The following is a 22,636-nucleotide window of genomic DNA, read 5'->3' as shown; positions in this document are numbered from 1 at the left end:
TCTATATTTTTTTTACAAAATCAGTGATAATTACTATTTGTTGCCCATCGACCTTACCTTCAATGTACTTTTCGTTTTCGTGATCCAGGGAAATTCTGCGAACTGCCGTTCCCTGTTTGGCAACCATACTGCTACCCTTCACTTTTAAGTCTTTAATCAAAACCACAGAATCGCCCGCTTCCAAAATAACGCCGTTACTATCGCGATGCACTATTGCTTTTCCGGTATTTTCAGCAAGACCGGCTTTTGCCCACTCCTTGGTTTCGTCCTCCACATACATCATATCCAGTAAATCCTGTGGCCAGCCTTCGGCTTTAAGCCTATTGAGCATACGCCACGCCATAACCTGCACGGCTGGCACGGTGCTCCACATACTATCGTTTAAGCAGCGCCAATGATTGGGATCTACTTTTTCGGGGTCTTCTATTTGATCTTTGCAAGTTTCACAAATTAAAATACTTGTATCGGCAACATCAGTTGGGGAGTTTGGCACTTCAAAAACACTAAGATTTTCTTCGGAACCGCAAAGTTCACATTTGTTGTCGCTTCGGTGCTGCAATTCTTTTTCTAAACGCATCTTAAAATAATTTGGCTCAAAGATATTCTTTTTGAAATCGAAATCGAAACAGAAATCGAAACAGAGCGCTAATATTAAGGTTTAGATTGATCTTTTGGAATTTGGGATTTGCTGTTTAGAAAATTTTTCGCCTCTACATTTGTAGAATTGAGATATTTGTTCTACGTTTGTAGAATACAAATAGATTTCAATGATGGCTTTATCAAATTCAGAAGAACAATTAATGCAGATTTTGTGGAAACAGGAACGCGCCTTTATGAAGGATTTAATAGATGCATACCCCGAGCCAAAACCCGCAACCACAACCGTTGCCACGCTTTTGAAACGGATGCAGGACAAAAATTTTGTGGACTACGAACAAGTTGGACGTTCGCGGGAATACTTTCCCCTGGTAAAAAAGAAAGACTATTTCTCCAAACACGTCAATAGTTTGATCAAAAACTTTTTCAACAACAGTCCATCGCAATTTGCCTCTTTCTTTACCGAAGAGACCAATCTATCCAAAAAAGAATTGGAAGCCCTTAAAACATTGATAGATTCTGAAATTAAAAAGAAGTAGTTATGGAACTATATTTACTGAAATCCGCCGCCATTCTTGCCGTCCTTTTCGCTTTTTATAAAGTTGTTTTGGAAAACACCTCCATGCACACTTTTAAGCGTTTTTATCTGTTCGGGAGTTTATTGGCCGCTTTTCTAATTCCGCTTATCACTTTTACCAGTTATGTGGAAGTTTCGTCCATCGTCCCAATTTATTCCGAAGTAACTCCGCAATTGAATTATACCGAAGTTGAGCAAACCCTCAATTATTGGCCTTTTGTACTTTGGACGTTTTATGGCCTGGGGGTGCTGTTTTTCAGCATAAAATTTTTCAGAAATCTTTTTGGATTAATCCAACAAATTCGAAAAAACCCAAAATATAAAAACACCCCTTTTATAAATGTACTTTTAAGTGAAACCGTCATTCCACATACTTTTTTCAACTATATATTTCTGAACAAACAGCAATTCGAAAATCGTGAAATACCGCAGGAAGTCATATTTCACGAAGAAACACACGCGCGCCAAAAACACAGTTTGGACATTATTTTTGTTGAAATATTGCAGATCGTGTTTTGGTTCAACCCGTTGTTCCATTTCATCAAAAAAAGCATCAAACTGAACCACGAATTTTTGGCGGACCGTGCCGTTTTGAACGCAGGTGCCAAAACTTCTGACTATCAAAAAATATTACTTGCATTCTCATCAAATGCAGCTACGCCTTCACTGGCGCATTCACTGAATTATTCATCAATCAAAAAACGATTTACACTTATGAAAACACGCACCTCCAAAAGAGCCGTTTGGTTTCGAAGCCTTTTGCTTTTGCCCTTGCTTTCCGTATTGATTTATGGGTTTAGCACAAATAAAGTTGTTCAAAAAACTAAAACAACAACTGAATTAACCCACCAAAAAGCAGATGCGGAAGTTTTCCCAGAGAGTTCACAAATGACCACTCGGAATCTTGACATTCAAATTTTAGAAAATGGAACTTATAACATAAACGGTTTAGTTGCTACCAAACAAACATTTGTAAAAACCGTAAAGAATTTTCATCAAGATATAAGTCCTGCAATTCGTAATAAAATTTTGAATATTCACGTAAAAAGCAACACTGATATTCCAAGTGAAGAAGTAAAATTCATATTTGATTCATTGCAAGAATACGGCTTTTACCGTATGGTTACCCCTAATCAAGAGATAGTACTTGGAAAAGGAAATACCCCTCTGGCAAGTAATGACGTCACAGAAGCCACTAAAGCAGAAATAGCCGAGTACAATAAACTGGCGAAAAAATACAATGCGGTTGACATTGAAGAACGAATCATCAGAAAGAAGGATTTGGAACGTTTGGAAATCATTTATAAAAAAATGACACTTGCGCAGCGGGCAAAAGCCCAACCTTTTCCGGAATGCAATCAGAAGCAAAATTATTCTAGAGAAGAAGACAATAAAAAGTTCAGTGAAGCGAATTATTACTATAAAGGAGAGCGAATCACTTTTGAAAAAGCTAATGAGTTACTTGATAAAAACAATAATATAGGAATCTATATCAGCAAAGAGGAAAATACAGTTCATTTGTACGAAGAGCCTTTTGACAAAAAAAAGATTGCAATAAAGGATAACCAAAGAATGCCTTCCGCAGAAAACGGAAACTTATATATGGCTCCCGAGGCTCCGCCAGCGCCAATTGCAGACCCGGTGGAATATGTAAAGGAATTGGGGAAACGGGGAGCTACTTTTTACATAGGCCCACATAATTACAGCACAGACGAAGCGATTGAAATGGTGAAAAAAAGCACAAATGAGGTTATTATAGATGTAAGCCAATATCCGATAGTTCATTTAGGCGGATGCTAAATTAATTACCAAATATTATTTAAAAAAAATGCTTCCAAAATTTATAGTTTGGAAGCATTTTTCTTTGTTGGAATTTTTAAAGTTTATTCCAAGTGTCGTTCAAAACATTTACATCGGGCAGCATTTTATTGGGATCCAAAACCACGCGCTGTACTTGTTTGGTTGTTTTTAAAAGGTGCGTCCAACTATTGCCGCGCTGCCAGATTTCAACGGGAAGCGAGATTTCTTCTTTTGAATTGTCATCATAAATCACCTGAAGCTGCACCGGCATCGGGATTTGCCCATCGTTTTCAACTGTAATCAAATAATTTCCGCTGTAAGATTTCACTTCAGAAATACCCAAATCTATATTGCCATTGCCGTAAAACCACCCTTTCCAAAACCAGGAAAGATCTTCGCCCGCCACGTTTTCCATATGGTTGAAAAAATCATTCGGTTGCGGATGTTTATACGCCCAAGTGTGAATGTAGCTTTTAAAGGCATTGTCAAAACGCTCCCCGCCCAAAATATATTCGCGAAGCAAGTAAAGACCCACTGCGGGTTTGTAATAAGCGGTATAAGCCAAATTCATTGCATTGGCCACATCAGGATAGGTATCAATGCTCTCACGGTTTTCGTACATTAAATAGCGTACCAAGTTTTTCGGGCTATCGGTAGTTGTCGGGAATTCCCCATTGTTAAAAGCCACGGTGCTATAATGGTTTATAAAAGTGTTGAAACCCTCGTCCATCCACGGATAGCGGCGCTCGTTGCTGCCCACGATCATTGGGAACCAGTTGTGGCCGAATTCGTGGTCGGTAACGCCCCAAAGATCCTCGCCCTTACTTTGGTAGTGACAAAAACTAACGCCGGGATATTCCATACCGCCCACGCTAGCCGCTACATTAATTGCGTTATGGTACGGATAAGGAAAAAAGGTTTTTGAATAAAATTCAACCGAAGCTTTTGTGAATTCCGTTGAGCGCGACCAGGCATTATTGCCATCACTTTCCTTTGGGTAAACTGATTGTGCCAATCCTGTCTTGCCATCGCCCAGATTCATGCGCGCGGCGTCCCAAATAAATGCTTTGGAAGCCGCCCAGGCCACATCGCGGGTGTTTTCCATTTTAAAATGCCAGGTGAGCATGCCATCTGACTTCACAGAAGCAACAGGCTTGCCAACTTCTTCCGGCTTTATGATGTAAACGGTTTTATTGCTTTTCTCAGCTTGTGCCCATCGGGTTTGCTGTTCTTTTGTAAGTACCTCTTTGGGGTTTTGTAAAACCCCGGAACATACTACCGTTTGATTGGCTGGTGCGGTAATTTTCACGTCGTAATTTCCATATTCGCAATAGAACTCACCTGCTCCTAAATAGGGATCAGTATTCCAGCCAACCACATCATCAAAAACCGCAACTCGAGGATACCATTGTGCAATGGCGTAAATAGTTCCATCCTTTACTTCCAGTCTGCCCATACGGTCCATTCCCTCCACGGGAACCTTAAATTTGAAATCCATTTTTATTTCAACCTTACCTCCTTTGGCTTCCAAAGGTTTATCCAACCAAAGCTGCATACGCGTATCGGTAATTATATGTTTTGAAGAAGTTCCGGTCTTGGTTTTTGCCGAAACATTTTTCAATTCAAAACCACCTTTCACGTCGCCACTGTAACGATTGCCCTGAACTGGAGTGGTCAAAGTTCCACGGGAGTTTTCAGTAAAACGGTTTTGTTCAAGATATAACCAAATAAAATCTAAGGTCTCCGGACTATTATTTGTGTAATGAATAGTTACATTTCCTGAAACGGTGTGCGTTTTATCATCAAGCGTGGCTTCCAAATTATAATCGGCCGAGTTTTGCCAATATTCCGGCCCTGGTTTTCCCGAGGCGGTACGATACACATTCCCTTGTCTATATGAGAAATTGTCGAAAAGGGGTTGATTGTTGGGCTTTACTTCCTGCGCAAATAAGTTAAATGAAACAGTGGTGAGGAGCAGTGAAACCAAGAGACTGCAAGTGAAATACTTCATTAGTGTTCAGTTTTAAAAATAAACGGCTAATGTACTAAATGCAATGTAAAAATGCTGTTAAAGAATTGTCACTGTGGAGGTAAAAGGGCATAAAAAAACCTCCAAAAAAAGGAGGTTTCCTTCGTAGCGGGAACAGGACTCGAACCTGTGTCCGCCGCGGCGGATATGGGCTTGACGAGCTATTCAAAATGTACGTTTTTGGCGATCCATTCCCTTCCGACGCCCGTCTTTAGGTATTTTTCAAAACACATGGCCTCCTTTTTGGTCTAAAAAAAACGTACTAAGACCACGCTCCAGGGCCTATAACGGATTGTCCAACCTTTTTCCGAAAGTGCATTATGCGATTTAAAACGTTCGATCAGGTTGGAGGTATGGCCCTTATAAAGTTTTTCCGTTTTAGACGAAGCCAGTATGTAAACCACGTATTCTTCCATCTATGCAAAAAATAAAAAAGCCCCAAGTTTCCTTGGGGCTATGTTGTAGCGGGAACAGGACTCGAACCTGTGTCCGCCGCGGCGGATATGGGCTTGACGAGCTATCCAAAATGTATGTTTTTGGCGATCCATTCCCTCCCGACGCCCGTCTTGAGGTATTTTTCAAAACACATGGCCTCCTTTTTGGTCTTAAAAAAACGTACGAAGACCACGCTCCAGGGCCTATAACGGATTGTCCAACCTTTTTTCGAAAGTGCATTATGCGATTTAAAACGTTCGATCAGGTTGGAGGTATGGCCCTTATAAAGTTTTTCCGTTTTAGACGAAGCCAGTATGTAAACCACGTATTCTTCCATCTATGCAAAAAATAAAAAAGCCCCAAGTTTCCTTGGGGCTATGTTGTAGCGGGAACAGGACTCGAACCTGTGACCTTCGGGTTATGAGTTTTAAGTACTATGTATCTTTATGTAATTACGTGTTCTTTATATTATTGTTTGTCAACGTATTGTGTGTAAATTAATACAAATGAAACCATATAAAACCACCAAATGTTGTACCTATGTTGTACCTTTATGAATGTAAAACATCTTCATTATGAGTACAGTTACTGCAATATTACGAAAAAAGAAGAATAGCCAGGGACTTTTTCCCTTAGCTATTAGAGTGACAAAAAACAGAAAATCATCCTACATCTATACTGGATTTAATATCGCCGAGAACCAATGGGATGACCAAAAGCGCATTGTTAAGAAGAATCATCCTAACTCTAGACGATTGAATAATCTCTTGTTATCTAAAATGGCTAAAATCAGTGACACAGTCCTTGAAGTAGAGAGTGATTCTAAATCAACTTCAGTTTCCTATATCAAACAACGAATTCAAAAGGGAGGTGATACTAATTTTTTTGATTTGGCTCAAAAACATATTCAAACCTTAATAAGAAGAAATCAACATCATCAAGCAAAGACTGAAGAAGGTCGAATTAAAGTTCTTAAAGAATTTTCGAAAACTACAACCTTACCGTTTGAAAATATTACCGAGTCGTTTTTATATAGATTTAAAAGTTACCTATTAGGAGATAAAAAGCTTTCAGAAAGAACTGTTGTGAACTACCTTATTCTTATCCGTACTACCTTTAATATTGCTATTCGTGACGAAGTAATTGACCGCGATATTTATCCGTTTGGAAGAGGGAAAGTAACAATACGCATTCCTGAGAGCGATAAGGTTGGTCTCAATAAGGATGAAATTATCAAACTCGAATCATTAAACCTCGAAAGCCTAGCAAAGAAACACGCACTGAACGTATGGCTTTTCTCTTTTTATCTCGCGGGCATACGTGTAGGCGACGTATTACGCCTTAAATGGGGGGATATTACTGATGGACGACTCAATTACCGTATGAGTAAGAATAAGAAGCTAGTAAGCCTTAAAATGCCTGAGAAAGCACTTCAAATTCTAGATGGTTATAAAACATCTGATATAAAAAAGAATGATTTCATTTTTCCTGAATTAAAGAAGGCAAAACTTAATGATTCCAAAGATGTAACACGTAAAATTCAAACAGCCACAAGAAAGTTTAACCGGCATTTAAGTAAAGTGGCTACATTAGCCAAGATTGATAAAAGTATTTCAATGCATATTGCCCGGCATAGCTTTGGTTATATTTCAGGTGCTAAAATACCAATACAGATGCTTCAAAAGCTCTACAGGCACTCTTCAATAACCACCACTGTTAATTATCAATCTAATTTCATCCATAATGAAGAAGATGAGGCCTTGGATGTAGTTTTAAAATTTTAAATGTATTTTTAGAATTAAATCTTTATAAAATGAATGTAATCTGTTTAGAAGATGAAGCTTTTTATTCTTTGGTTGAAGAAGTTGTTGAACGCATAAAAGAGAAACATAAAATCTCTCAAGATAAATGGGTTTCTACAGAACGAGCAATGGAACTTTTAAATATCAAAAGTAAAACCACCCTCCAAAATCTGCGAGATACTGGAGCAATTGTATTCACTCAGCCCCAGAAGAAAATAATCCTTTATGATTATGATTCTATAATGGAATATCTTAAACAACACTCAAAAAACACTTTTTAATGGAAGCAACATATACAGATCTATATATTAAAGGTTTCAACAATGGTTACTTTCTCGCCAAGTATAATCCTTCACTCATTGAGCAGTTGGTTCAAACAGAGTCAAACATAGAGTACATTGGGGCTTTAAGGGATGGGAGTAGAACGTTTCATCTAGAAATTAAAAAAAATAAAATATCCGAATTAGCCAATCTCAGGAGTAGGAATCTAGGGAAAAAAGATATGAAACGCTAATTATTCCTAGAAATTTGAAAATGAACAACAAAATATCCTTGATCGCAGAAACCGCCTTTGTACGTATCAAGAGTACCTATTTCTGCAACTAAATCCTCTATTTCATTTATTTTTAAAGACTCAATTAAATTATATCCTGCGCAATCTTTAGGGTTAGTATCACCGTGTTGGTTTTCTACGTAAGCCTCCATCACCCCTAAATATAAATCTTTATTGTCATAAAATATTTTAACGCTGTCGTAAATTGGAAGAACATTATCTCCAGAAAGTTCTGCATTTATTTTAAGGTATTTGTCAGATTCTGATGTATCAACAAATAATTTCGCCCTAGCATTTGTAATATTGACAGTGCCAATATTCTGAAAATCTACAAAGGTGAAAAAATTAAAGGTATCGTCTTTTTTGAGGCTAGATACATTAATACTCTCTAATTTATTAGCACATTTAAATTGACAGTTGTTCACCGTGAAAAATCCCAAATTTTTACCCGCAGGGTCACTGTGAAAAATCCCAGAGTTAAGAGTCGATTCTTCTACAACGTATAATGAACTAATAATCGAAAAATTTTTCTTTCCAGGATATAACTTATCAATTTTATATCCACCAGCATACAGGTCATTTCTATCATCTGAATTTAACCATAATAAATCACTTTGCAAATTCTCAAAGTGCATATAACTTTTGTCAATATAGCGCATATTTGTACTGCTATTAGTGTTTACAAAAGCATTATCAAAAAGTATGTCAGTCTTATATCCAGAAAGACTACCTGAAAAAGTATGTTTTTTATTACTACCAGAAATCCTAGGCGACAATTCAATGTCAATATTTTCTATTGGCTCTGAACTAATATTACCTACCAATATAGAAACCAATATAGTATCTCCAACTCTGGCATTTGTACTATTTTGTGTAACTATTTGTTTTTGACCCCTACCATCCTTAGTAAGATTAGATACAGATACTATTCCATTTCCATATATTCGTGAGTCAAATGATTGATTTGCATCTATTAACATTCCTAAATTACTTTTAGCAAGAAAAATTATTGCAAGAATATTGACACATATGTACAAAAAAATCATCCCGCTGTATAAAAAATATCCTGTAGCTTTTTTGGACGGATCTTTATCAGATTTGAAGTTTTTATATATACCTATAGATGCAATAGGAAAGACTATAAAAGGTAGGTAAAAAAATAAATAACCTATGATTTTAAGGTAATTACTTCTCAAAAATTCAGATACATTTCCTCTTATTCTTTTAAGACTATTTTTGTTTTCGTTTAAAGTACCGAGATTTTTAGTGTTGCTATCTTTTGAAGAATTTTGAGAGTCACAATACGCATTTAAGTAATTAATTGTTGCTTTTCTGAAAGATGTTCTTTCTTCAAAATAAAGATTGTACAAAGTAGGGGCTTTAGGTGCTTTATCACCAAATAAATCATTTAAATCCTTAGATAGTGCAAGTAGAAAACTATTATTATATGATTTTGCCTCATCATAAATTGAGTTTTTTTTAACATCATCATCCTGATGTCTCAACATAAAAGCGACTCGCACTTTTTTTCTAAGTTTATCTAGCTCGATTGGATTATAATGCATATTTATGATTTACAACCTACTTTTTGGACTGAATTGTATTCACATATACAAACATAAGTTAATTTATATAAAATATTTATTTCTCTTCTACTGGCATCTATTTTTAATTAGCAGTGTTATTTAGTGGCTTACCTACGGGCAAAAAAAAAGCCCGAAAATGTTTCGGGCCACTATTGACCTCAAAAACACCTTGAGGAAATAGCTAGTCAAAAGTTGTTAGCGCAACTAAAGACTTGAAAATAATCTATCACATAAGATTATTTTGTCAACTTCCACAAGTGGTTTTGAGAGTACCGTTTTGTAACTCTTAAATCCATATATATGCACAATTCAAATTTAAGCGCTGAGCGCACTGCACAAATCGAGAAGGAAACTTTTCAACATCTCAAAAACATTAATGATCTTATCAAAAATCCACTTGGTAGAGAAAGTGGATTTGAACAACTTAACCAAATTGATTCAGAAGAATTAAGCCCAGGATTGAAAATGTATTTCTTTTATATAAAGGGGAAACACTATAGTCTTTTATACAGAAACTCCGAGGAGAAAGAAATTGAAATTCTTGAGAGAGCTAACGATTGTTTTGACGATATCGTTTACACGGCAAGGGAACATTCCGTACGCGTTAAAAGCCCAAAATACTTATTTGTTCGAGCTTTTACAAAATTCCAATTAAGTGAAAGGCACTCAACTCAATCACTTAAAGAAAAATTTCGGAATCACTCGCAACATCTCACGCAGCAAGCTTTAAATATTTACAGTGATAACAACTCATTAATTTGGCTGAAAGCTGAAATTGAAAAATAGTTTTAGTTGCATCTCCATTGTGGGGGTGCTTTTTTTAACCCTTAAATTAAATATTATGAAAAAACATACACACACAGTAACTGTATATCAGTACAGAAATCCAAAATTGGAAACTCACATAAATGAAGAACACGAAAAGTTTCTAAAAGATGTTGAACACAAAGCAAAAGAATATGCTTCTAGTAATAAACCAGAGGTTGATTTTCAAGAAGGTAAAACCTATTTAGATTTTATTCCTGCGAAATATCAAGACCTTATTGTTGAAGCTAAAAAGCAAAATCAACCTGAAATTAATCATTATGGTGCGGTTGAAAAAGGGAAACAGTTAGAATTACGTGAAGGAGAAATCAGTAATGAAATAAATAATTTTAATCACAAAATTGGATTGAAGAAGGCCGAAATTCAACGGTTTGAACAATCAACTGTAAATAAAGATAGAAGATGGAAGCGGCGGCGCCCATTTCTTTATGCAATATTAGGAGCAGACACGGTATTAGCCAGTAGTTTATTCGAAATTATTGGATTACCATTTTATGGAGCAATAATACTAGCAATAGGATATGGGCTTTCACTACTCATATTTAGTGAGTATAGTCCGACCCTTATAAGACTTGGTAAAACAAAATTTCAAAAAATTGGAATTTCGGTTGCTCTCTCATTATTTCTTATATCCTGCTTTTATTATCTAGCAAACCTCAGAATAATACAGTTAAGTAATTATGCGAATGTATTTTCAGAAGGGTTAAGTGAAATGGCTTTTGTTTTGTTTAATTACCTGATTTTCATATCGGTGGCATTGTATGCCTATTTTAATAAACCTACGAAAGAGGAAAAGATTAAAATTGACGAGCTCAATGTTCGGCAAAAAGAGCTTAAAAATTTAGAAAAGGAGAAAGACCGGGTATTAATGGAGCGCAATGATCTAGGGAATACAAATATCTCACACCGCGTAACAAGTCTTCAAGTTTCACAATATGCACAGAACACCGAGCTTGAACTCCTCTCTAAATTAAGGATTGCTCACAATCTCTTTATAGAAACGAATATCAAGTATCGCCCAGATAAGTTAGTTCCAGTATGTTTCAATAAAGGTCTAGAGCCCCTTCAAACATTTTATCAAAAACGTGAATAACTAAAATTAAATACTATGAAAACCTTTTTTAATATAATTATAATTATCACAATACTCTCTTGTTCTTCGAACAAAGAAGATAAAACCCGCAGTCACATACAATCAGTAATTACTGACCGCACAGAAGAAGATTTTTTTGCACAACCAAATGCGAAAGAACTCATTAAATACCTTGATATTAATATAGATATTTGGGATGAATACATTTTTCGACAAGGCTACTTATCAGAGGTTGATTACAATCTCCGATATTCCGCTATGCTTCCAAGGGAAAATAAACTTACAGGTAATAACATTCTTCGAAAACATCAGATTGAGGAATTTATCGACTCTATAACAAATATCGTCGAAAATCCCATCCTATTAGAGGAACAGAAAAAATCGACTATAGTATCTGGAATTTCTAGAGAACTAAATTATTTATCTCAATTTCCACGAGCGGATAGTCAGCTGTTTATATTTTCGGACTTGTTGGAAAATAATGCTGAAGTGGGAGGCTTTTCTTTCTATCGGAATATAGATCGTAAGCAGTTACAACATAATCCAAAAAGCATTGCCACAAAATTATTAAATGAGTTTGACACATCCTTAGATTACTCGAATATTGAGGTAATTATCGTATATCAAGCAAAAAATAGCGATGACAATCTTCAGTTTAGAGAAATACTTAGAGTTTACGACTTAATTTTTGAAGAGTTAAAAATATCTTATTCCGTAAAAGCTAACCTATAAACAATAGACTATGAAATGGCTTGCTCTATTATTTAAACTCTGTCTCAAACTCGCTTTGGTCGCACTATTTATTGTGACCAAAGGAGCTGAGATGATGTTGCAAGCAATTAATTCCGTTCTCCAAAAATCCTTTGAAAAATGAAACTAAAAGAATTTTTTATTTACTGTTTAGAAATGCTTGAAGAGGGAGTTGACCAACTTTCAATTGCTCTTTCTAAAAAAGACCATACACACAAAGCTCGTTTTGAAAGGGAATCAAAATTAGTTTCCGCGAATAATAAGGGGTTTTGTGTGACTGGCACAAAACACCTATCTGTGAAGCAAAGTGAAGAACAAATGATTGTAGTATCGCCAAGTGGGGGAGGTAAAACAACGACAATAATACTACCTAGTTGCTATAACATAGACCACTCATTAATAATAAATGATCCTAGTGGAGAAATTCTAGAAAAAACAAAGAATCAATTTATAACAAGAGGTTTTAAGGTTATGACTTTGAACTTTGGTGAAAAAGAAGGTTCTGTCTACTACAACCCTTTACACAGAATTAAAAATAATGCCGATATAAATAAAGTCGCTCAAATGTTGGTTCGTTCTACTACAAAAGACGGCCAATTTGATTTCTGGGCGAATAAATCGGTTGAGTTAATTGGCTTAATGATTAACTACCTTTTATCGACAACAGATAAAGAGTATCATCATCTGGCTCAAGTTTTTAATTTACTTGAATTATTACAAGGAAGTCCAGAAAAAATTGATGCACTGTTTGCTGAAAATGCTCCTGAGCATCTTTGGCAAAAATATAAATCACTCATAGGTAATTCTGAAAACACGAGGGCATCCATAATTTCATCAGCACTAGCAAGTCTAAATTTTATTGGTAATGACCAAACCCTTAGTGATTTAACGAGTAATGATACCATTGATTTTGCTCAATTGAGAAAAGAAAAAACGGTAATTTACTTACGCCTACCATTAGGAGATATGTCTTATTACAGCACTATCTTAAGTATTTTTTGGGAACAGTTTTTTTCTTATATATTTTCAAAGCTTCCACAGGAAGACGATCTTCATATATCTGTAATTCTTGAAGAATTGTCCAGCTTACATTTACCTAATCTCTCAAATATTTTTGCGAATGCGAGGAAATTCCACACGAGTATTCTGGGGATATTACAAAGCGAAATGCAGTTGCACAATAACTATGGAGAATTTAATGCTAAAACCATACTTAATAACGCTGCTACAAAAGTATATTTCACGGGACTCACTGAAGAGTGTAATCAGCTGCAAAAAATATTAGGCGAGTATTCTTTTAAAGATGAGAAGGGAAATAAGCGAACACGTAGCTTAATGACCAGTGATGAAATAAGGACAATGCCCAAAAACAAGGTGCTTATAATTCCATCTGGTATTCGACCAATATATGCGAATATTAAGCCCTACTATAAGCAACCACAACTCGTAAAACTATCCGAAACAGAGCTTCCTGAAGACTACAAAGAAGACCTACCCTCCTACTCTGCCAAGTACTTAGATATCAACACTGAAACTATAGATGATGAAGTACAAGAGCGTATATGAATATTTAGATGAAGTTTTTTCAGAAAAAAAGAATCCTAGTAATGAAGAGATAGTGAAAGCTAAAAAGGCATACTGGAAACTTTATTTCCGGCATTATCATAAACAAAGAAGGAAAACCCGAAAGGAATTTACGTTAGGATTTGAGCCAGAAATGTTATCAAAAATTAAAAACAAAAAGGGAAGTCTATCTACTTCAAAGTTTCTTTACCAAGCAGTCTGTACTGCAATAGACAACAACTCTCTAAACTTTATTCAACGAGATTTATTAGCTGAGATACAACAGCAATTAATGCTCATTATTTCTTACATCGAAGAAAATCTTTTAGATGATAAAAATGAATTAGCATACGAAACTATAGCTAAGATTGAAGAACTAGAATTAAAAATTCACAACATTCAAAATTATGATAATAAAGAGCAAAGCAATTAAATCTAAAAAGGCGTTACAAAATGCGCTTAGATATATACTCTCAAAAGAAGAACAGAAAGACATTGGGTTTGTTATGTCTCGTTTTATTAGAGGAGATAGACCTTTTGAAGCCTTACTGGAAAAAGCGGAAAACGATATGGAACAGCAGATGGTATGGTTAGAAAAACGTGTCGAAAATATATTTGATCAATTTGTAGGAAATAATAAGAAACGAAAGATCAAAAGAAAAAATGCAAATTTAGCATCCCACGAAATTATTTCCTTTCATAAAAAGGACACTAAAGACCTTCCGACCGATACGCTCCTGAAAATTGCTAGAAAATATGCTAAAGAACGCTCACCGAATTCTATTGTGGTAAGCACAATGCATTCTGATAAAGATCACTTACATATACATAACATTTTGTCGGCAGTTGAGTTCGCTACCGGAAAAACAGTACGACTATCCAAGAAGGAATTTCAGCAAGTTAAGGAACGAATGGAACTATGGCAACAAAAGGAACTCGGACTTAAATTTAGCAATGTTCAACATTCTAAAAAAAAAGACCAAACACTACTTAAAGATGCCGAGTATCAGTTAAATCTGAAAGGTAAAAGAAGTGAAAAACAAACACTTCAACTCAAGATAGCTGAAGTGTTCAATTCAGCTAAAACCTCAAAAAAGTTCTTTAAAAAACTTGAATCAGAGGGATTAAAATTATATGAACGCGGCGGTTCAATCGCGGGTATTCAAGGTGAGAAAAGAAGATATCGATTAAAAACATTGGGATATTCTTCAGAAAGAATTAAAGAGTTAAGCAAGCAGGGAGAAAACAGATTGGATACTCTTAAAAATCTAAGACTGGATTCAGATAAAAATATTGAGCAAGAAATTTAAGCTAGAATTATCTTCTTTAAAAAATAGCGACCAAACGGTCGCTATTTTTTGTTTAGGGATTCCAAAGGTCTCCTTTGGCAAGACTGCGTTTTAGAGATTTATCAGATAAAACGCAATCTTGCAAACTACCCCTTATTAAAGAAAGCGTCTGTTTATTCTCAAAAAACTGTTAGTTTTTATTTCCAAATAACATCTGAGTTTTCAATTTTTACGTCAGTAAATTGATTACTCTTTTCATCAATCTTGAATGGCTCTATTTTCTTGCCATTTTCTGCTGTAACCCAGACAGTACCATCATCTTTCCACAGATACTCTCTATCGTGAAGTTTACTTATTAATTTAATGTCTGCCATAGATATTTATTTTACCTTCCTTTTAGGTATTATTCAATATATTTATTTTCAGGCCCTTTAGCCTTGTTTGATTTTATTATACTTTGACCAATTTTAAAGTAAGTGTATATATAGAATATGACAACCCTAGAACAATTTGTGCAACTTCTCATAAACCTCCCAATAAATACCATCAACTTTTTATGGAGTATTATAAATCCAATTATAAAAGAAAATTGGATGTTTATTTCGATTGTTATTATAATATTTTTAAATATCGCGATGTTAAAATTTCTCCTAACTCAACGATGGGGAACACTCGGAAGCTTGCTCTATAATACTTTCTATTTCGGTATAATATATCTCATCATTAATACCTTTGGTCCAGAAATAATTCTTGAAGACTATTTTAAAACAATTTTAATTTTGGCATATGTTGCCGGTTTCTTCCTCACAAGAATAATATTAAAAGCTATTAATATTAGAAACCTACCAAAGTTCAATCATTAAAAAACATCTTTTCCAAGATGCTTTTTTACGTTAACATTTTAAAAACTTGAAATTTCAATTCGGAAAATTGAATTGAAGAGTAGGAACAATATAAAAGCTAAAGCTTGCTAACTCTTTTTTAAAATCTCAAAAATACGAGGATAACGTCTTTTAGCGTATTTAGGAATCCACTCACTATTTTGGGCAACTTTAAATTCTCCATTCTTCTGTTTCTCTAATGAAAACAAATTGAGAAGTCTATGTTCGTCAGAAGAATTATCAATAAGCATTACGAAATCAAAAAAATCAAAATAAAGATTCAGATTTTTATACCCCTCTTTCCACTTAATTTCTATTGTATTGTTGCTTACAAAATGCCCCTTATAGCGAGTCCGTTGAGCAACGCGCTTCTTTGCCAAATCTATAGAGTTTAAGCAATAAAAATGAAGCTCTAAGCGGTAGCCTAGTTCCTTTGCTTTTTCAGCCCAGGCTAGAGGGTGCGAGTCAAAATTTGTTTCATAACAGAAATTTTCTTTATTAGAAAAAGCTCCATTTATGGAGCTTTTAAATTCTTCTGTTGTTTTGTTTTTAGCTATCTCCTCTCGAAATTCACTATCAGGCATAGCATTGTAAATTTCCATAAATCTCTTATCGTAATCAAAGGGGACTATGTTTTCCACATATGACTGGGAGAAAGTAGATTTCCCAGAACCATTACATCCAGCAACTATTATTAAATAGGGCTTGGACAATGCGAAAGCGCTTTTTGAGCAGGGGTAAGTTCTATTTTATGAGAATTTCCTTTTGCGCTCTTTTCTAATTTTTTCTCAGCAATAACTTGAGGCTTAACGATAGTTTCATAAACCTTATCAGCCCTCTTAATATGTTCTTGGTAAGAAATTCCAGCAGTAAATTGCATTTCTGTCTTATCTTTTTTCATTGGTGCAAAGGTATTAAATTAATATTAATCACGTTCATATCAATTATATCATATTCATCATAGTCTTCAGTATCACTAATTTGAATAAATTATGGATAGAAACAACGCACAGTATTATTTAGTAATTAACATTCCTTGAACAGCGTTAAATATAATCAATTTAAATGACTGGTCGTTGCTTTGAAGTATCTGACACAAACCGTTATATTTGGTAAAATAAAATTCATAACAGAAATTAGCCCTTTATAACCATAATGACCTTTCAAAAAAAACAAAAACTAACGCTCTCCAAACTTGAATCTCTCTTACTTAAAGCTTGTGACGAACTACGTGGAAAAATGGATGCCTCTGAGTATAAGGAGTTCATTTTTGGGATGCTCTTTTTAAAACGGGCAAACGATAAATTTGTTGAAGAGCGCAAAAAACTTAAAGAAGAGTATGAAGCAAAAAATATGCGTTCTGACCTTATTGAACGTCAGCTTTCAAATCCTGCCAAATACGACTTTTTCGTTCCTCCAATAGCACGATGGACATTAACAGAGGAAGAAAAAGCAAAACTTTCACAAGAAAAAAGTAAAGAAAAGAAAAACTTCAAAGGTATTCTCCATCTAAAAAAAGATGTTGGTTCAGGACTTAACAAAGCCTTACACGCTATTGAAGATGCTAAACCCGAAGTTTTTGAGGATGTACTTAAAAACATCAACTACAATCGTAAGGTAGGAAAGAAAACAATTGATGATGCCAAATGGGTTTCATTTATTGAAAAATTTAATGACATCCCTCTTAAGGATGAAGATTTTGAATTTCCCGACCTCCTGGGTGCGGCCTATGAATTCCTTATTAAATATTTTGCGGATAGTGCTGGAAAAAAGGGCGGGGAATTCTATACACCTTCAGAAGTTGTACGATTAATGACACGAATATTAGCTCCGAAACAAGGAATGAGTATATATGATCCGGCAGTTGGTTCGGGGGGTATGTTAATTCAAGCAAAAGATTATATAGCCGAAAATGGTGGTAATTCGCGAGACCTTTCAATTTTTGGACAAGAAGATAGTGGAACTACTTGGGCAATCTGTAAAATGAATATGATTCTTCACGGAATTAGGAATGCTGATATTCGTAATGAAGATACTATTAAAAAGCCTGAACATATTGAAGACGGTAAGTTAATGACCTTTGACAGGGTAATTGCCAATCCGCCGTTCTCACAGAATTACTCCAAAAAAGAAATGAAATTTCCTGAGCGTTTTCACACATTTATGCCAGAATCAGGAAAGAAAGCAGACCTTATGTTTGTGCAACATATGGTAAGTGTTTTAAAGAACAACGGTAAAATGGCAGTAGTAATGCCACACGGTGTTCTCTTTAGAGGTGGTGACGAGAAGGAATGCAGAGCTAAATTTATTAGTCGCGGAATTCTAGAAGCAGTTATTGGTATGCCCTCAGGTTTATTTTACGGAACAGGAATACCAGCTTGTATTTTGGTTTTTAACAAAAAAGAAACCAAAGATCGAAAAGAAATTCTCTTCATCAATGCGGATGCTGAATATAAAGAAGGTAAAAACCAGAATAAACTTCGCCCTGAGGATATTGAAAAAATTACCAACACCTACGACACCAAGGCAACCATTCCAAAATACAGCAGAATGGTAACGGTTGATGAAATAAAGGAGGAAGACTATAACTTAAACATTCGCAGATATGTAGACAATTCTCCTGACGAAGAACCTCAAAACGTAAAAGCTCACCTTAATGGCGGAATTCCTAAAGAAGAAGTTGATATCCTAAATGACCAATCAAAAACACTTTTTGATATCAATAAAAAAATCTTTGAACTCTCTGATGCGGAATTCTTAGCGTTTTCAGAACACATAGATAGCAAAGATGCTATTAAAGATTTCATTGAAAAAAGTGAGGAGGTTGCAAAGAAGTATGCCGAATACGAATCAAATATCGATAAATGGTGGAATACCCATAAAAAAGATTTTGAAAATCTTCCTGGCACCAACAACCCTTCATTATTACGGAATAAGGTATTGCCAACTATCGTAACTGATTTAGAAAAATTTAAGGCACTTGATGTGCACGAAATTCGTGGAGCTTTTGCAGGTTTTTGGGATTCGCTTAAAACTGATTTTAAGAGTGTTGCTGCCAGCGGTTGGGGACCAGAATTAATTCCCGAACAAGATATTTTACAAAGTCAGTTTCCTGAAGTATTGGAACAATTTGAAAACGACAAAGACCGTATTGCAGAATTGGAAACGCTTTTTGATGCTGCCGAACAAGAAGATTATGAAGAGGATGAAGAAAGTGGAATCTTGTCAAAAGAAACCGTTAAAAACTTGAAAGCAAAACTAAAAACTCAGGCTGCGGACATCAGAAAGTTTAAGAAAGAAATAAAGGATTTTAAAGCTGCATTGAAAATCCTGTTGAAATCAGATAATGCTGATGCTAATGAAATAAAAAACCTGCAACAAAAAATTGAAACTCTAGAATCTAACCAACTAAAAAATGCTGAAAATAAAAAGCTGGAAATTGATGGACAATTAAAAAACCACAATGAATTTACCAAGGAACTTCGTGATTTAAAAGCAGATATAAAAGCCGTAGAAGCCAAAAAGGATGAGCTCGTTGATGCAGCCCGTTCTAAAATCTCTGAAAAGGAAGCAAAGCAACTTATCTTAGAACGTTGGCAAAATGATCTACAGAATCAATACAAGGCATACGTAAAAGCTTTTATAAATGATTATGTGAAAGCCATACAAAACTTATATTCAAAGTATAGAATTACAATAAAAGAAATTTTGACTTCTAGGGATGCAGAAGCAAGAAATTTAAACGAATACCTAATTCAATTGGGCTATGAATAAGAATTGGATAGAAGAGCCGATAGGTAAATTAGTAGACTTTAAAAAAGGTAAAATTTCAGAGCAGGTTGACTTTAATAAAGATAATTTTTTACCGCTTATAAATACTGAAGCAGTTGGAGGCAATACTCTCACTTGGGCAAACCCTATTGGGAGTATAACTTGCAAAGAGGACGACATATTAATGCTTTGGGATGGCGAAAGGTCAGGTTTAGTAGCACTAGGGTTTAATGGCGTGGTTGGTTCGACTTTTTCAAAGTTAACAGTTAAGGGTGAAATAAACAACGAGTATTTATATCATTATCTTGATAGTAAATTTCCTTGGATTCAGAATCAAAGAACTGGGACAGGAGTTCCACACGTTCCAAAGGATTTGTACAAAATCTTCAAGATAAAATATCCAAATAATATAGAGATACAAAAAAAAATTGCAGAAATATTTGATACAATTGATAAAGTTATTAGAATCACCGAAGTAAGCATCAACAAATACAAAATTATAAAAAAAGGAATCGTACAAGACTTATTTTCAAAAGGTATTGATATTAAAACAAGACTCTTAAGGCCCAAATATAAAGACGCCCCTGAGCTATATAAGGAAAGCATATTAGGAATGATCCCTGTTGAATGGGAGATAGAAAATTTTGAAAATGTAACATTAAAAATAACAGATAGAGACCACTTTACACCTACTTATTATGATGATGGAATACCAATTATTTCACCCAAAGATTTTGATAAAAACGAAAAAATTAGATTTGAAAAGTGCAAGTATATATCTCTAAAAGCTCATTTAAAGAACCGAAAAAAAACAGATTTAAAAAATGGAGATTTAGTTTTTACCAGAATAGGAGCTGGTTTGGGTAAAGTGTGTCTTGTAGAACCGTGGATGCCAGAATTTAGCATTCTTCATAGTGCAAGTATGATTAGAGTGAATGAGGATAAAATACTACCAGCTTTTTTAATGGAATATATTAAATCTAACCATTTACAAAAACAAATAAAAATAGAGGTCCAAAGTATTGGAGTTCCAGATTTGGGCTTAGATAAAATAAAGTCATTTAAGGTATTTAAACCAAGTTTAAAAGAACAAAAGTTAATGTCAGATAAACTTACTTCAATTAATAAATTAATAGAACAAGAACTAAAAAATCTAGAAAAACACCAAAACATCAAAAAGGGTCTAATGCAAGATTTATTAAATGGGAAAGTAGAAGTTAAGGCATAAAAAAATGAAACCAAATATTACAAATACTGAAGTAAATATCAAGTCGCTTATCGATTTATCCCGAAAAGAAGAAATTTGGCTACCTGAATTTCAAAGGCCTTTCGTTTGGGATAAAAACCAAGTACGTTTGTTGATTGATAGTCTTTATCGTGGCTACACCATTAGTTCTATTCTTATCTGGAAAGGTGGTGACGAACTTGCACGGCGCGCAGTTGGAGCAAGAGTAAAGGATATTAAAATCCCTGAAGATCGCCCTGAAGATGTGGTTTATCTTTTGGACGGACAACAACGTACCACCGCATTAACCTTGGCTTTTACCAAAAAACCAATTTTTAAAGGGAACAATAGTAAAAAGAAAGAGAAATTAAATCTCTATTGGGATTCACATTACACAGGTGATGATGCCGAATTAAAATGGGTTTTTGATGATGAAAGAATTGAAAACGAGGAAAATCCTCAAGAACCATTTATGCTAAAAGAACTTTCTGAAGAAGAACTGTTCAAAAAATTCAACACAAGATTTGTAAAAATAAAACACGCCTTTCATTTTGAGTCCAAGATAGTAGAAGATTGGTTCAATAAAGATAATGCCGAGGAAAGGGCTAAAATGTTTCAGTTTCAATACGAATACAGTCAAAAACTAAAAGAACTGGAAAACACAGTTTTATCAAGAAAGGTTTACGACATCGAGCAAAAGGGAAGTTTGGAACAAGTATTGGAGGTTTTTGAACGTATCAATACGAAAAACACCAAGCTTTCTATTTTTGATATTATGGTTGCCAAAACCTATCGGAAATTTGACCAAGGCTTTTTTGACCTTCGCTCCTACTACAAAATCATTAAATTTAATGGACGTGTAGATAAAGATTATTTCGTAAATATTGAAGCCCTCGATTTAGATACGGTAACACTACCTGTTGAGGACAGCGATATGCTTCAACTTTCAATGATTATTCTCAACAAGAAATTTAAGGGAAGTGAAATATTAAAATTGAACACTGAACAGTTAATGCAGAATACTAAATTACTTCACGACAAATTTACTAAGGTAATTCAGTATATGGACCAGAATTTTAATGTGGAAGTAACCGAACTAAGGCGATACAATCCTATTCTTAAATTTTTAGCTGGAGCTATTTCTCATTTCGACACTATTGATGTAAAGCAAAATGAATTTCTCAAGTCTTATTTTTGGAACACCTTGCTTAAAAACAGATATCCGGGTGCACAAAGTGAGCGTATTGCAAAAGATTATGATTTGCTAGTTGATGACAGAACAACACTGCCTCAAAAGCTAAAGCGAATGATTAACGATAATACTAGAAATTTAACGTATTTGGAAAATAACTCCATCGACAATCTTAACTTATTCGATGCGCACTATTCTAATAGAAGCCAACAAATTTATAGAGGAATGTTGCTTTTGCTAAAATCAAAAAATGCGAAAGACTTTTATAATGGCTTTACACCATTGAAAGATGTAACAAATGAAAACAAGTTAGAAGAGCATCATATTTTCCCGAAGAAATCAGAATTAGGGAAAAATATTTCAAGTAAATATGAGAAGCATAAATATGATGATATTATTAATAACATAGCAAACATTGCGCTCATAACAAATGAGACAAACAATAAACGCATTAGTTCACGCTTACCGAGCGATTATATAACTGATTTTGAAAACCAGTATATAGAAGCAAACAAATACGATGAATTTCTTGAAATAATGGACTCGCAGTTCATTTCAAAGGAAATGATAGAAATGCTTAAAAAAGATCAATTCGAAGAATTTATGATAGCTCGAACCACGTTGCTTTATCAACAAATTGAAGAATTGTGTAGCATCAAAAACTAATT

General features: G+C 34.6%; 21 protein-coding genes. 13 read left to right on the top strand and 8 right to left on the bottom strand.

Features of this window, described 5'->3' with window-relative positions:
- Position 1: 1 nt before the first annotated feature.
- A complete protein-coding gene (locus MB09_RS01595) occupies positions 2-577 on the bottom strand; it encodes a PhnA domain-containing protein (protein ID WP_045079103.1) in 576 nt (191 codons plus the stop codon).
- Between the two features lie 193 nt (positions 578-770).
- On the opposite strand from MB09_RS01595, the gene MB09_RS01590 reads away from it, so the two are divergent.
- Positions 771-1,136, top strand: coding sequence for a BlaI/MecI/CopY family transcriptional regulator (locus MB09_RS01590; RefSeq protein WP_045079334.1), 366 nt, complete (start codon positions 771-773; stop codon positions 1,134-1,136).
- Between the two features lie 2 nt (positions 1,137-1,138).
- On the top strand, positions 1,139-2,974 hold the full coding sequence (locus MB09_RS01585; protein ID WP_045079102.1) for a M56 family metallopeptidase: 1,836 nt from the start codon (positions 1,139-1,141) through the stop codon (positions 2,972-2,974).
- 76 nt (positions 2,975-3,050) lie between these two features.
- On the opposite strand, the gene MB09_RS01580 is transcribed toward MB09_RS01585, so the two are convergent.
- The 3 genes from MB09_RS01580 to MB09_RS01570 form a co-directional block, all read right to left on the bottom strand.
- Complete coding sequence (locus MB09_RS01580; RefSeq protein WP_045079101.1) at positions 3,051-4,985, bottom strand: M1 family metallopeptidase; 1,935 nt, start codon at positions 4,983-4,985, stop codon at positions 3,051-3,053.
- Between the two features lie 266 nt (positions 4,986-5,251).
- The gene (locus MB09_RS01575) at positions 5,252-5,419 is read right to left on the bottom strand and encodes a GIY-YIG nuclease family protein (protein ID WP_240484792.1); all 168 of its coding nucleotides are present in this window, start codon (positions 5,417-5,419) and stop codon (positions 5,252-5,254) included.
- Between the two features lie 101 nt (positions 5,420-5,520).
- Positions 5,521-5,775, bottom strand: a complete 255-nt coding sequence (locus tag MB09_RS01570) for a GIY-YIG nuclease family protein (protein WP_045079100.1) — start codon at positions 5,773-5,775, stop codon at positions 5,521-5,523.
- Between the two features lie 238 nt (positions 5,776-6,013).
- On the opposite strand from MB09_RS01570, the gene MB09_RS01565 reads away from it, so the two are divergent.
- Together MB09_RS01565 and MB09_RS01560 are read left to right on the top strand one after the other, a co-directional pair.
- Complete coding sequence (locus tag MB09_RS01565; protein ID WP_045079099.1) at positions 6,014-7,222, top strand: site-specific integrase; 1,209 nt, start codon at positions 6,014-6,016, stop codon at positions 7,220-7,222.
- A gap of 29 nt (positions 7,223-7,251) precedes the next feature.
- On the top strand, positions 7,252-7,521 hold the full coding sequence (locus tag MB09_RS01560; protein ID WP_045079098.1) for a helix-turn-helix domain-containing protein: 270 nt from the start codon (positions 7,252-7,254) through the stop codon (positions 7,519-7,521).
- A gap of 229 nt (positions 7,522-7,750) precedes the next feature.
- Here MB09_RS01560 and MB09_RS01550 read toward each other — a convergent pair whose 3' ends face one another.
- Positions 7,751-9,358, bottom strand: a complete 1,608-nt coding sequence (locus MB09_RS01550; RefSeq protein WP_045079096.1) for a hypothetical protein — start codon at positions 9,356-9,358, stop codon at positions 7,751-7,753.
- Between the two features lie 321 nt (positions 9,359-9,679).
- On the opposite strand from MB09_RS01550, the gene MB09_RS01545 reads away from it, so the two are divergent.
- The 6 genes from MB09_RS01545 (at position 9,680) to MB09_RS01520 (ending at position 14,920) form a co-directional block, all read left to right on the top strand.
- Entirely contained in the window at positions 9,680-10,165 is a 486-nt protein-coding gene (locus tag MB09_RS01545; RefSeq protein WP_045079095.1) for a hypothetical protein, read from the top strand.
- Between the two features lie 55 nt (positions 10,166-10,220).
- A complete protein-coding gene (locus MB09_RS01540) occupies positions 10,221-11,297 on the top strand; it encodes a hypothetical protein (RefSeq protein ID WP_045079094.1) in 1,077 nt (358 codons plus the stop codon).
- Between the two features lie 15 nt (positions 11,298-11,312).
- A complete protein-coding gene (locus tag MB09_RS01535; RefSeq protein WP_045079093.1) occupies positions 11,313-12,029 on the top strand; it encodes a hypothetical protein in 717 nt (238 codons plus the stop codon).
- A gap of 138 nt (positions 12,030-12,167) precedes the next feature.
- On the top strand, positions 12,168-13,613 hold the full coding sequence (locus MB09_RS01530; protein ID WP_045079092.1) for a type IV secretory system conjugative DNA transfer family protein: 1,446 nt from the start codon (positions 12,168-12,170) through the stop codon (positions 13,611-13,613).
- Positions 13,588-14,043, top strand: coding sequence for a hypothetical protein (locus tag MB09_RS01525; RefSeq protein WP_045079091.1), 456 nt, complete (start codon positions 13,588-13,590; stop codon positions 14,041-14,043). The genes MB09_RS01530 and MB09_RS01525 overlap by 26 nt, the downstream gene beginning before the upstream one ends.
- A complete protein-coding gene (locus tag MB09_RS01520) occupies positions 14,018-14,920 on the top strand; it encodes a relaxase/mobilization nuclease domain-containing protein (protein WP_045079090.1) in 903 nt (300 codons plus the stop codon). Before MB09_RS01525 ends, MB09_RS01520 begins: the two co-directional genes overlap by 26 nt.
- Positions 14,921-15,096: 176 nt before the next feature.
- Here MB09_RS01520 and MB09_RS16080 read toward each other — a convergent pair whose 3' ends face one another.
- The 3 genes from MB09_RS16080 to MB09_RS01505 form a co-directional block, all read right to left on the bottom strand.
- Positions 15,097-15,273, bottom strand: coding sequence for a hypothetical protein (locus MB09_RS16080; RefSeq protein ID WP_165586663.1), 177 nt, complete (start codon positions 15,271-15,273; stop codon positions 15,097-15,099).
- Between the two features lie 596 nt (positions 15,274-15,869).
- The gene (locus tag MB09_RS01510; RefSeq protein ID WP_084709006.1) at positions 15,870-16,493 is read right to left on the bottom strand and encodes a zeta toxin family protein; all 624 of its coding nucleotides are present in this window, start codon (positions 16,491-16,493) and stop codon (positions 15,870-15,872) included.
- Positions 16,475-16,681: a hypothetical protein gene (locus MB09_RS01505; protein ID WP_045079087.1), complete on the bottom strand. Its 207-nt coding sequence runs from the start codon at positions 16,679-16,681 to the stop codon at positions 16,475-16,477. Before MB09_RS01505 ends, MB09_RS01510 begins: the two co-directional genes overlap by 19 nt.
- A gap of 254 nt (positions 16,682-16,935) precedes the next feature.
- On the opposite strand from MB09_RS01505, the gene MB09_RS01500 reads away from it, so the two are divergent.
- From MB09_RS01500 to MB09_RS01490, 3 genes are read left to right on the top strand one after another with little or no spacing between them, the layout of a single operon-like run.
- Positions 16,936-19,554 (top strand): type I restriction-modification system subunit M, encoded by a 2,619-nt coding sequence (locus MB09_RS01500; protein WP_045079086.1) that lies wholly within the window; start codon positions 16,936-16,938, stop codon positions 19,552-19,554.
- Complete coding sequence (locus tag MB09_RS01495) at positions 19,547-20,779, top strand: restriction endonuclease subunit S (protein ID WP_045079085.1); 1,233 nt, start codon at positions 19,547-19,549, stop codon at positions 20,777-20,779. The genes MB09_RS01500 and MB09_RS01495 overlap by 8 nt, the downstream gene beginning before the upstream one ends.
- A gap of 4 nt (positions 20,780-20,783) precedes the next feature.
- A complete protein-coding gene (locus MB09_RS01490; RefSeq protein WP_045079084.1) occupies positions 20,784-22,634 on the top strand; it encodes a DUF262 domain-containing protein in 1,851 nt (616 codons plus the stop codon).
- Positions 22,635-22,636 lie beyond the last annotated feature (2 nt).

Origin of the sequence: Aequorivita vladivostokensis, from assembly GCF_000952855.1 — a bacterium.
Classification (GTDB): Bacteria; Bacteroidota; Bacteroidia; order Flavobacteriales; family Flavobacteriaceae; genus Aequorivita; species Aequorivita vladivostokensis.
This window is presented reverse-complemented; position numbering and strand designations above follow the sequence as displayed.

Coding starts and splice junctions, on each gene's coding strand:
- MB09_RS01595 (WP_045079103.1), bottom strand. CDS start 577: ATGCGTTTAGAAAAAGAATTGCAGCACCGAAGCGACAACAAATGTGAA.
- MB09_RS01590 (WP_045079334.1), top strand. CDS start 771: ATGGCTTTATCAAATTCAGAAGAACAATTAATGCAGATTTTGTGGAAA.
- MB09_RS01585 (WP_045079102.1), top strand. CDS start 1,139: ATGGAACTATATTTACTGAAATCCGCCGCCATTCTTGCCGTCCTTTTC.
- MB09_RS01580 (WP_045079101.1), bottom strand. CDS start 4,985: ATGAAGTATTTCACTTGCAGTCTCTTGGTTTCACTGCTCCTCACCACT.
- MB09_RS01575 (WP_240484792.1), bottom strand. CDS start 5,419: ATGGAAGAATACGTGGTTTACATACTGGCTTCGTCTAAAACGGAAAAA.
- MB09_RS01570 (WP_045079100.1), bottom strand. CDS start 5,775: ATGGAAGAATACGTGGTTTACATACTGGCTTCGTCTAAAACGGAAAAA.
- MB09_RS01565 (WP_045079099.1), top strand. CDS start 6,014: ATGAGTACAGTTACTGCAATATTACGAAAAAAGAAGAATAGCCAGGGA.
- MB09_RS01560 (WP_045079098.1), top strand. CDS start 7,252: ATGAATGTAATCTGTTTAGAAGATGAAGCTTTTTATTCTTTGGTTGAA.
- MB09_RS01550 (WP_045079096.1), bottom strand. CDS start 9,358: ATGCATTATAATCCAATCGAGCTAGATAAACTTAGAAAAAAAGTGCGA.
- MB09_RS01545 (WP_045079095.1), top strand. CDS start 9,680: ATGCACAATTCAAATTTAAGCGCTGAGCGCACTGCACAAATCGAGAAG.
- MB09_RS01540 (WP_045079094.1), top strand. CDS start 10,221: ATGAAAAAACATACACACACAGTAACTGTATATCAGTACAGAAATCCA.
- MB09_RS01535 (WP_045079093.1), top strand. CDS start 11,313: ATGAAAACCTTTTTTAATATAATTATAATTATCACAATACTCTCTTGT.
- MB09_RS01530 (WP_045079092.1), top strand. CDS start 12,168: ATGAAACTAAAAGAATTTTTTATTTACTGTTTAGAAATGCTTGAAGAG.
- MB09_RS01525 (WP_045079091.1), top strand. CDS start 13,588: ATGATGAAGTACAAGAGCGTATATGAATATTTAGATGAAGTTTTTTCA.
- MB09_RS01520 (WP_045079090.1), top strand. CDS start 14,018: ATGATAATAAAGAGCAAAGCAATTAAATCTAAAAAGGCGTTACAAAAT.
- MB09_RS16080 (WP_165586663.1), bottom strand. CDS start 15,273: ATGGCAGACATTAAATTAATAAGTAAACTTCACGATAGAGAGTATCTG.
- MB09_RS01505 (WP_045079087.1), bottom strand. CDS start 16,681: ATGAAAAAAGATAAGACAGAAATGCAATTTACTGCTGGAATTTCTTAC.
- MB09_RS01500 (WP_045079086.1), top strand. CDS start 16,936: ATGACCTTTCAAAAAAAACAAAAACTAACGCTCTCCAAACTTGAATCT.
- MB09_RS01495 (WP_045079085.1), top strand. CDS start 19,547: ATGAATAAGAATTGGATAGAAGAGCCGATAGGTAAATTAGTAGACTTT.
- MB09_RS01490 (WP_045079084.1), top strand. CDS start 20,784: ATGAAACCAAATATTACAAATACTGAAGTAAATATCAAGTCGCTTATC.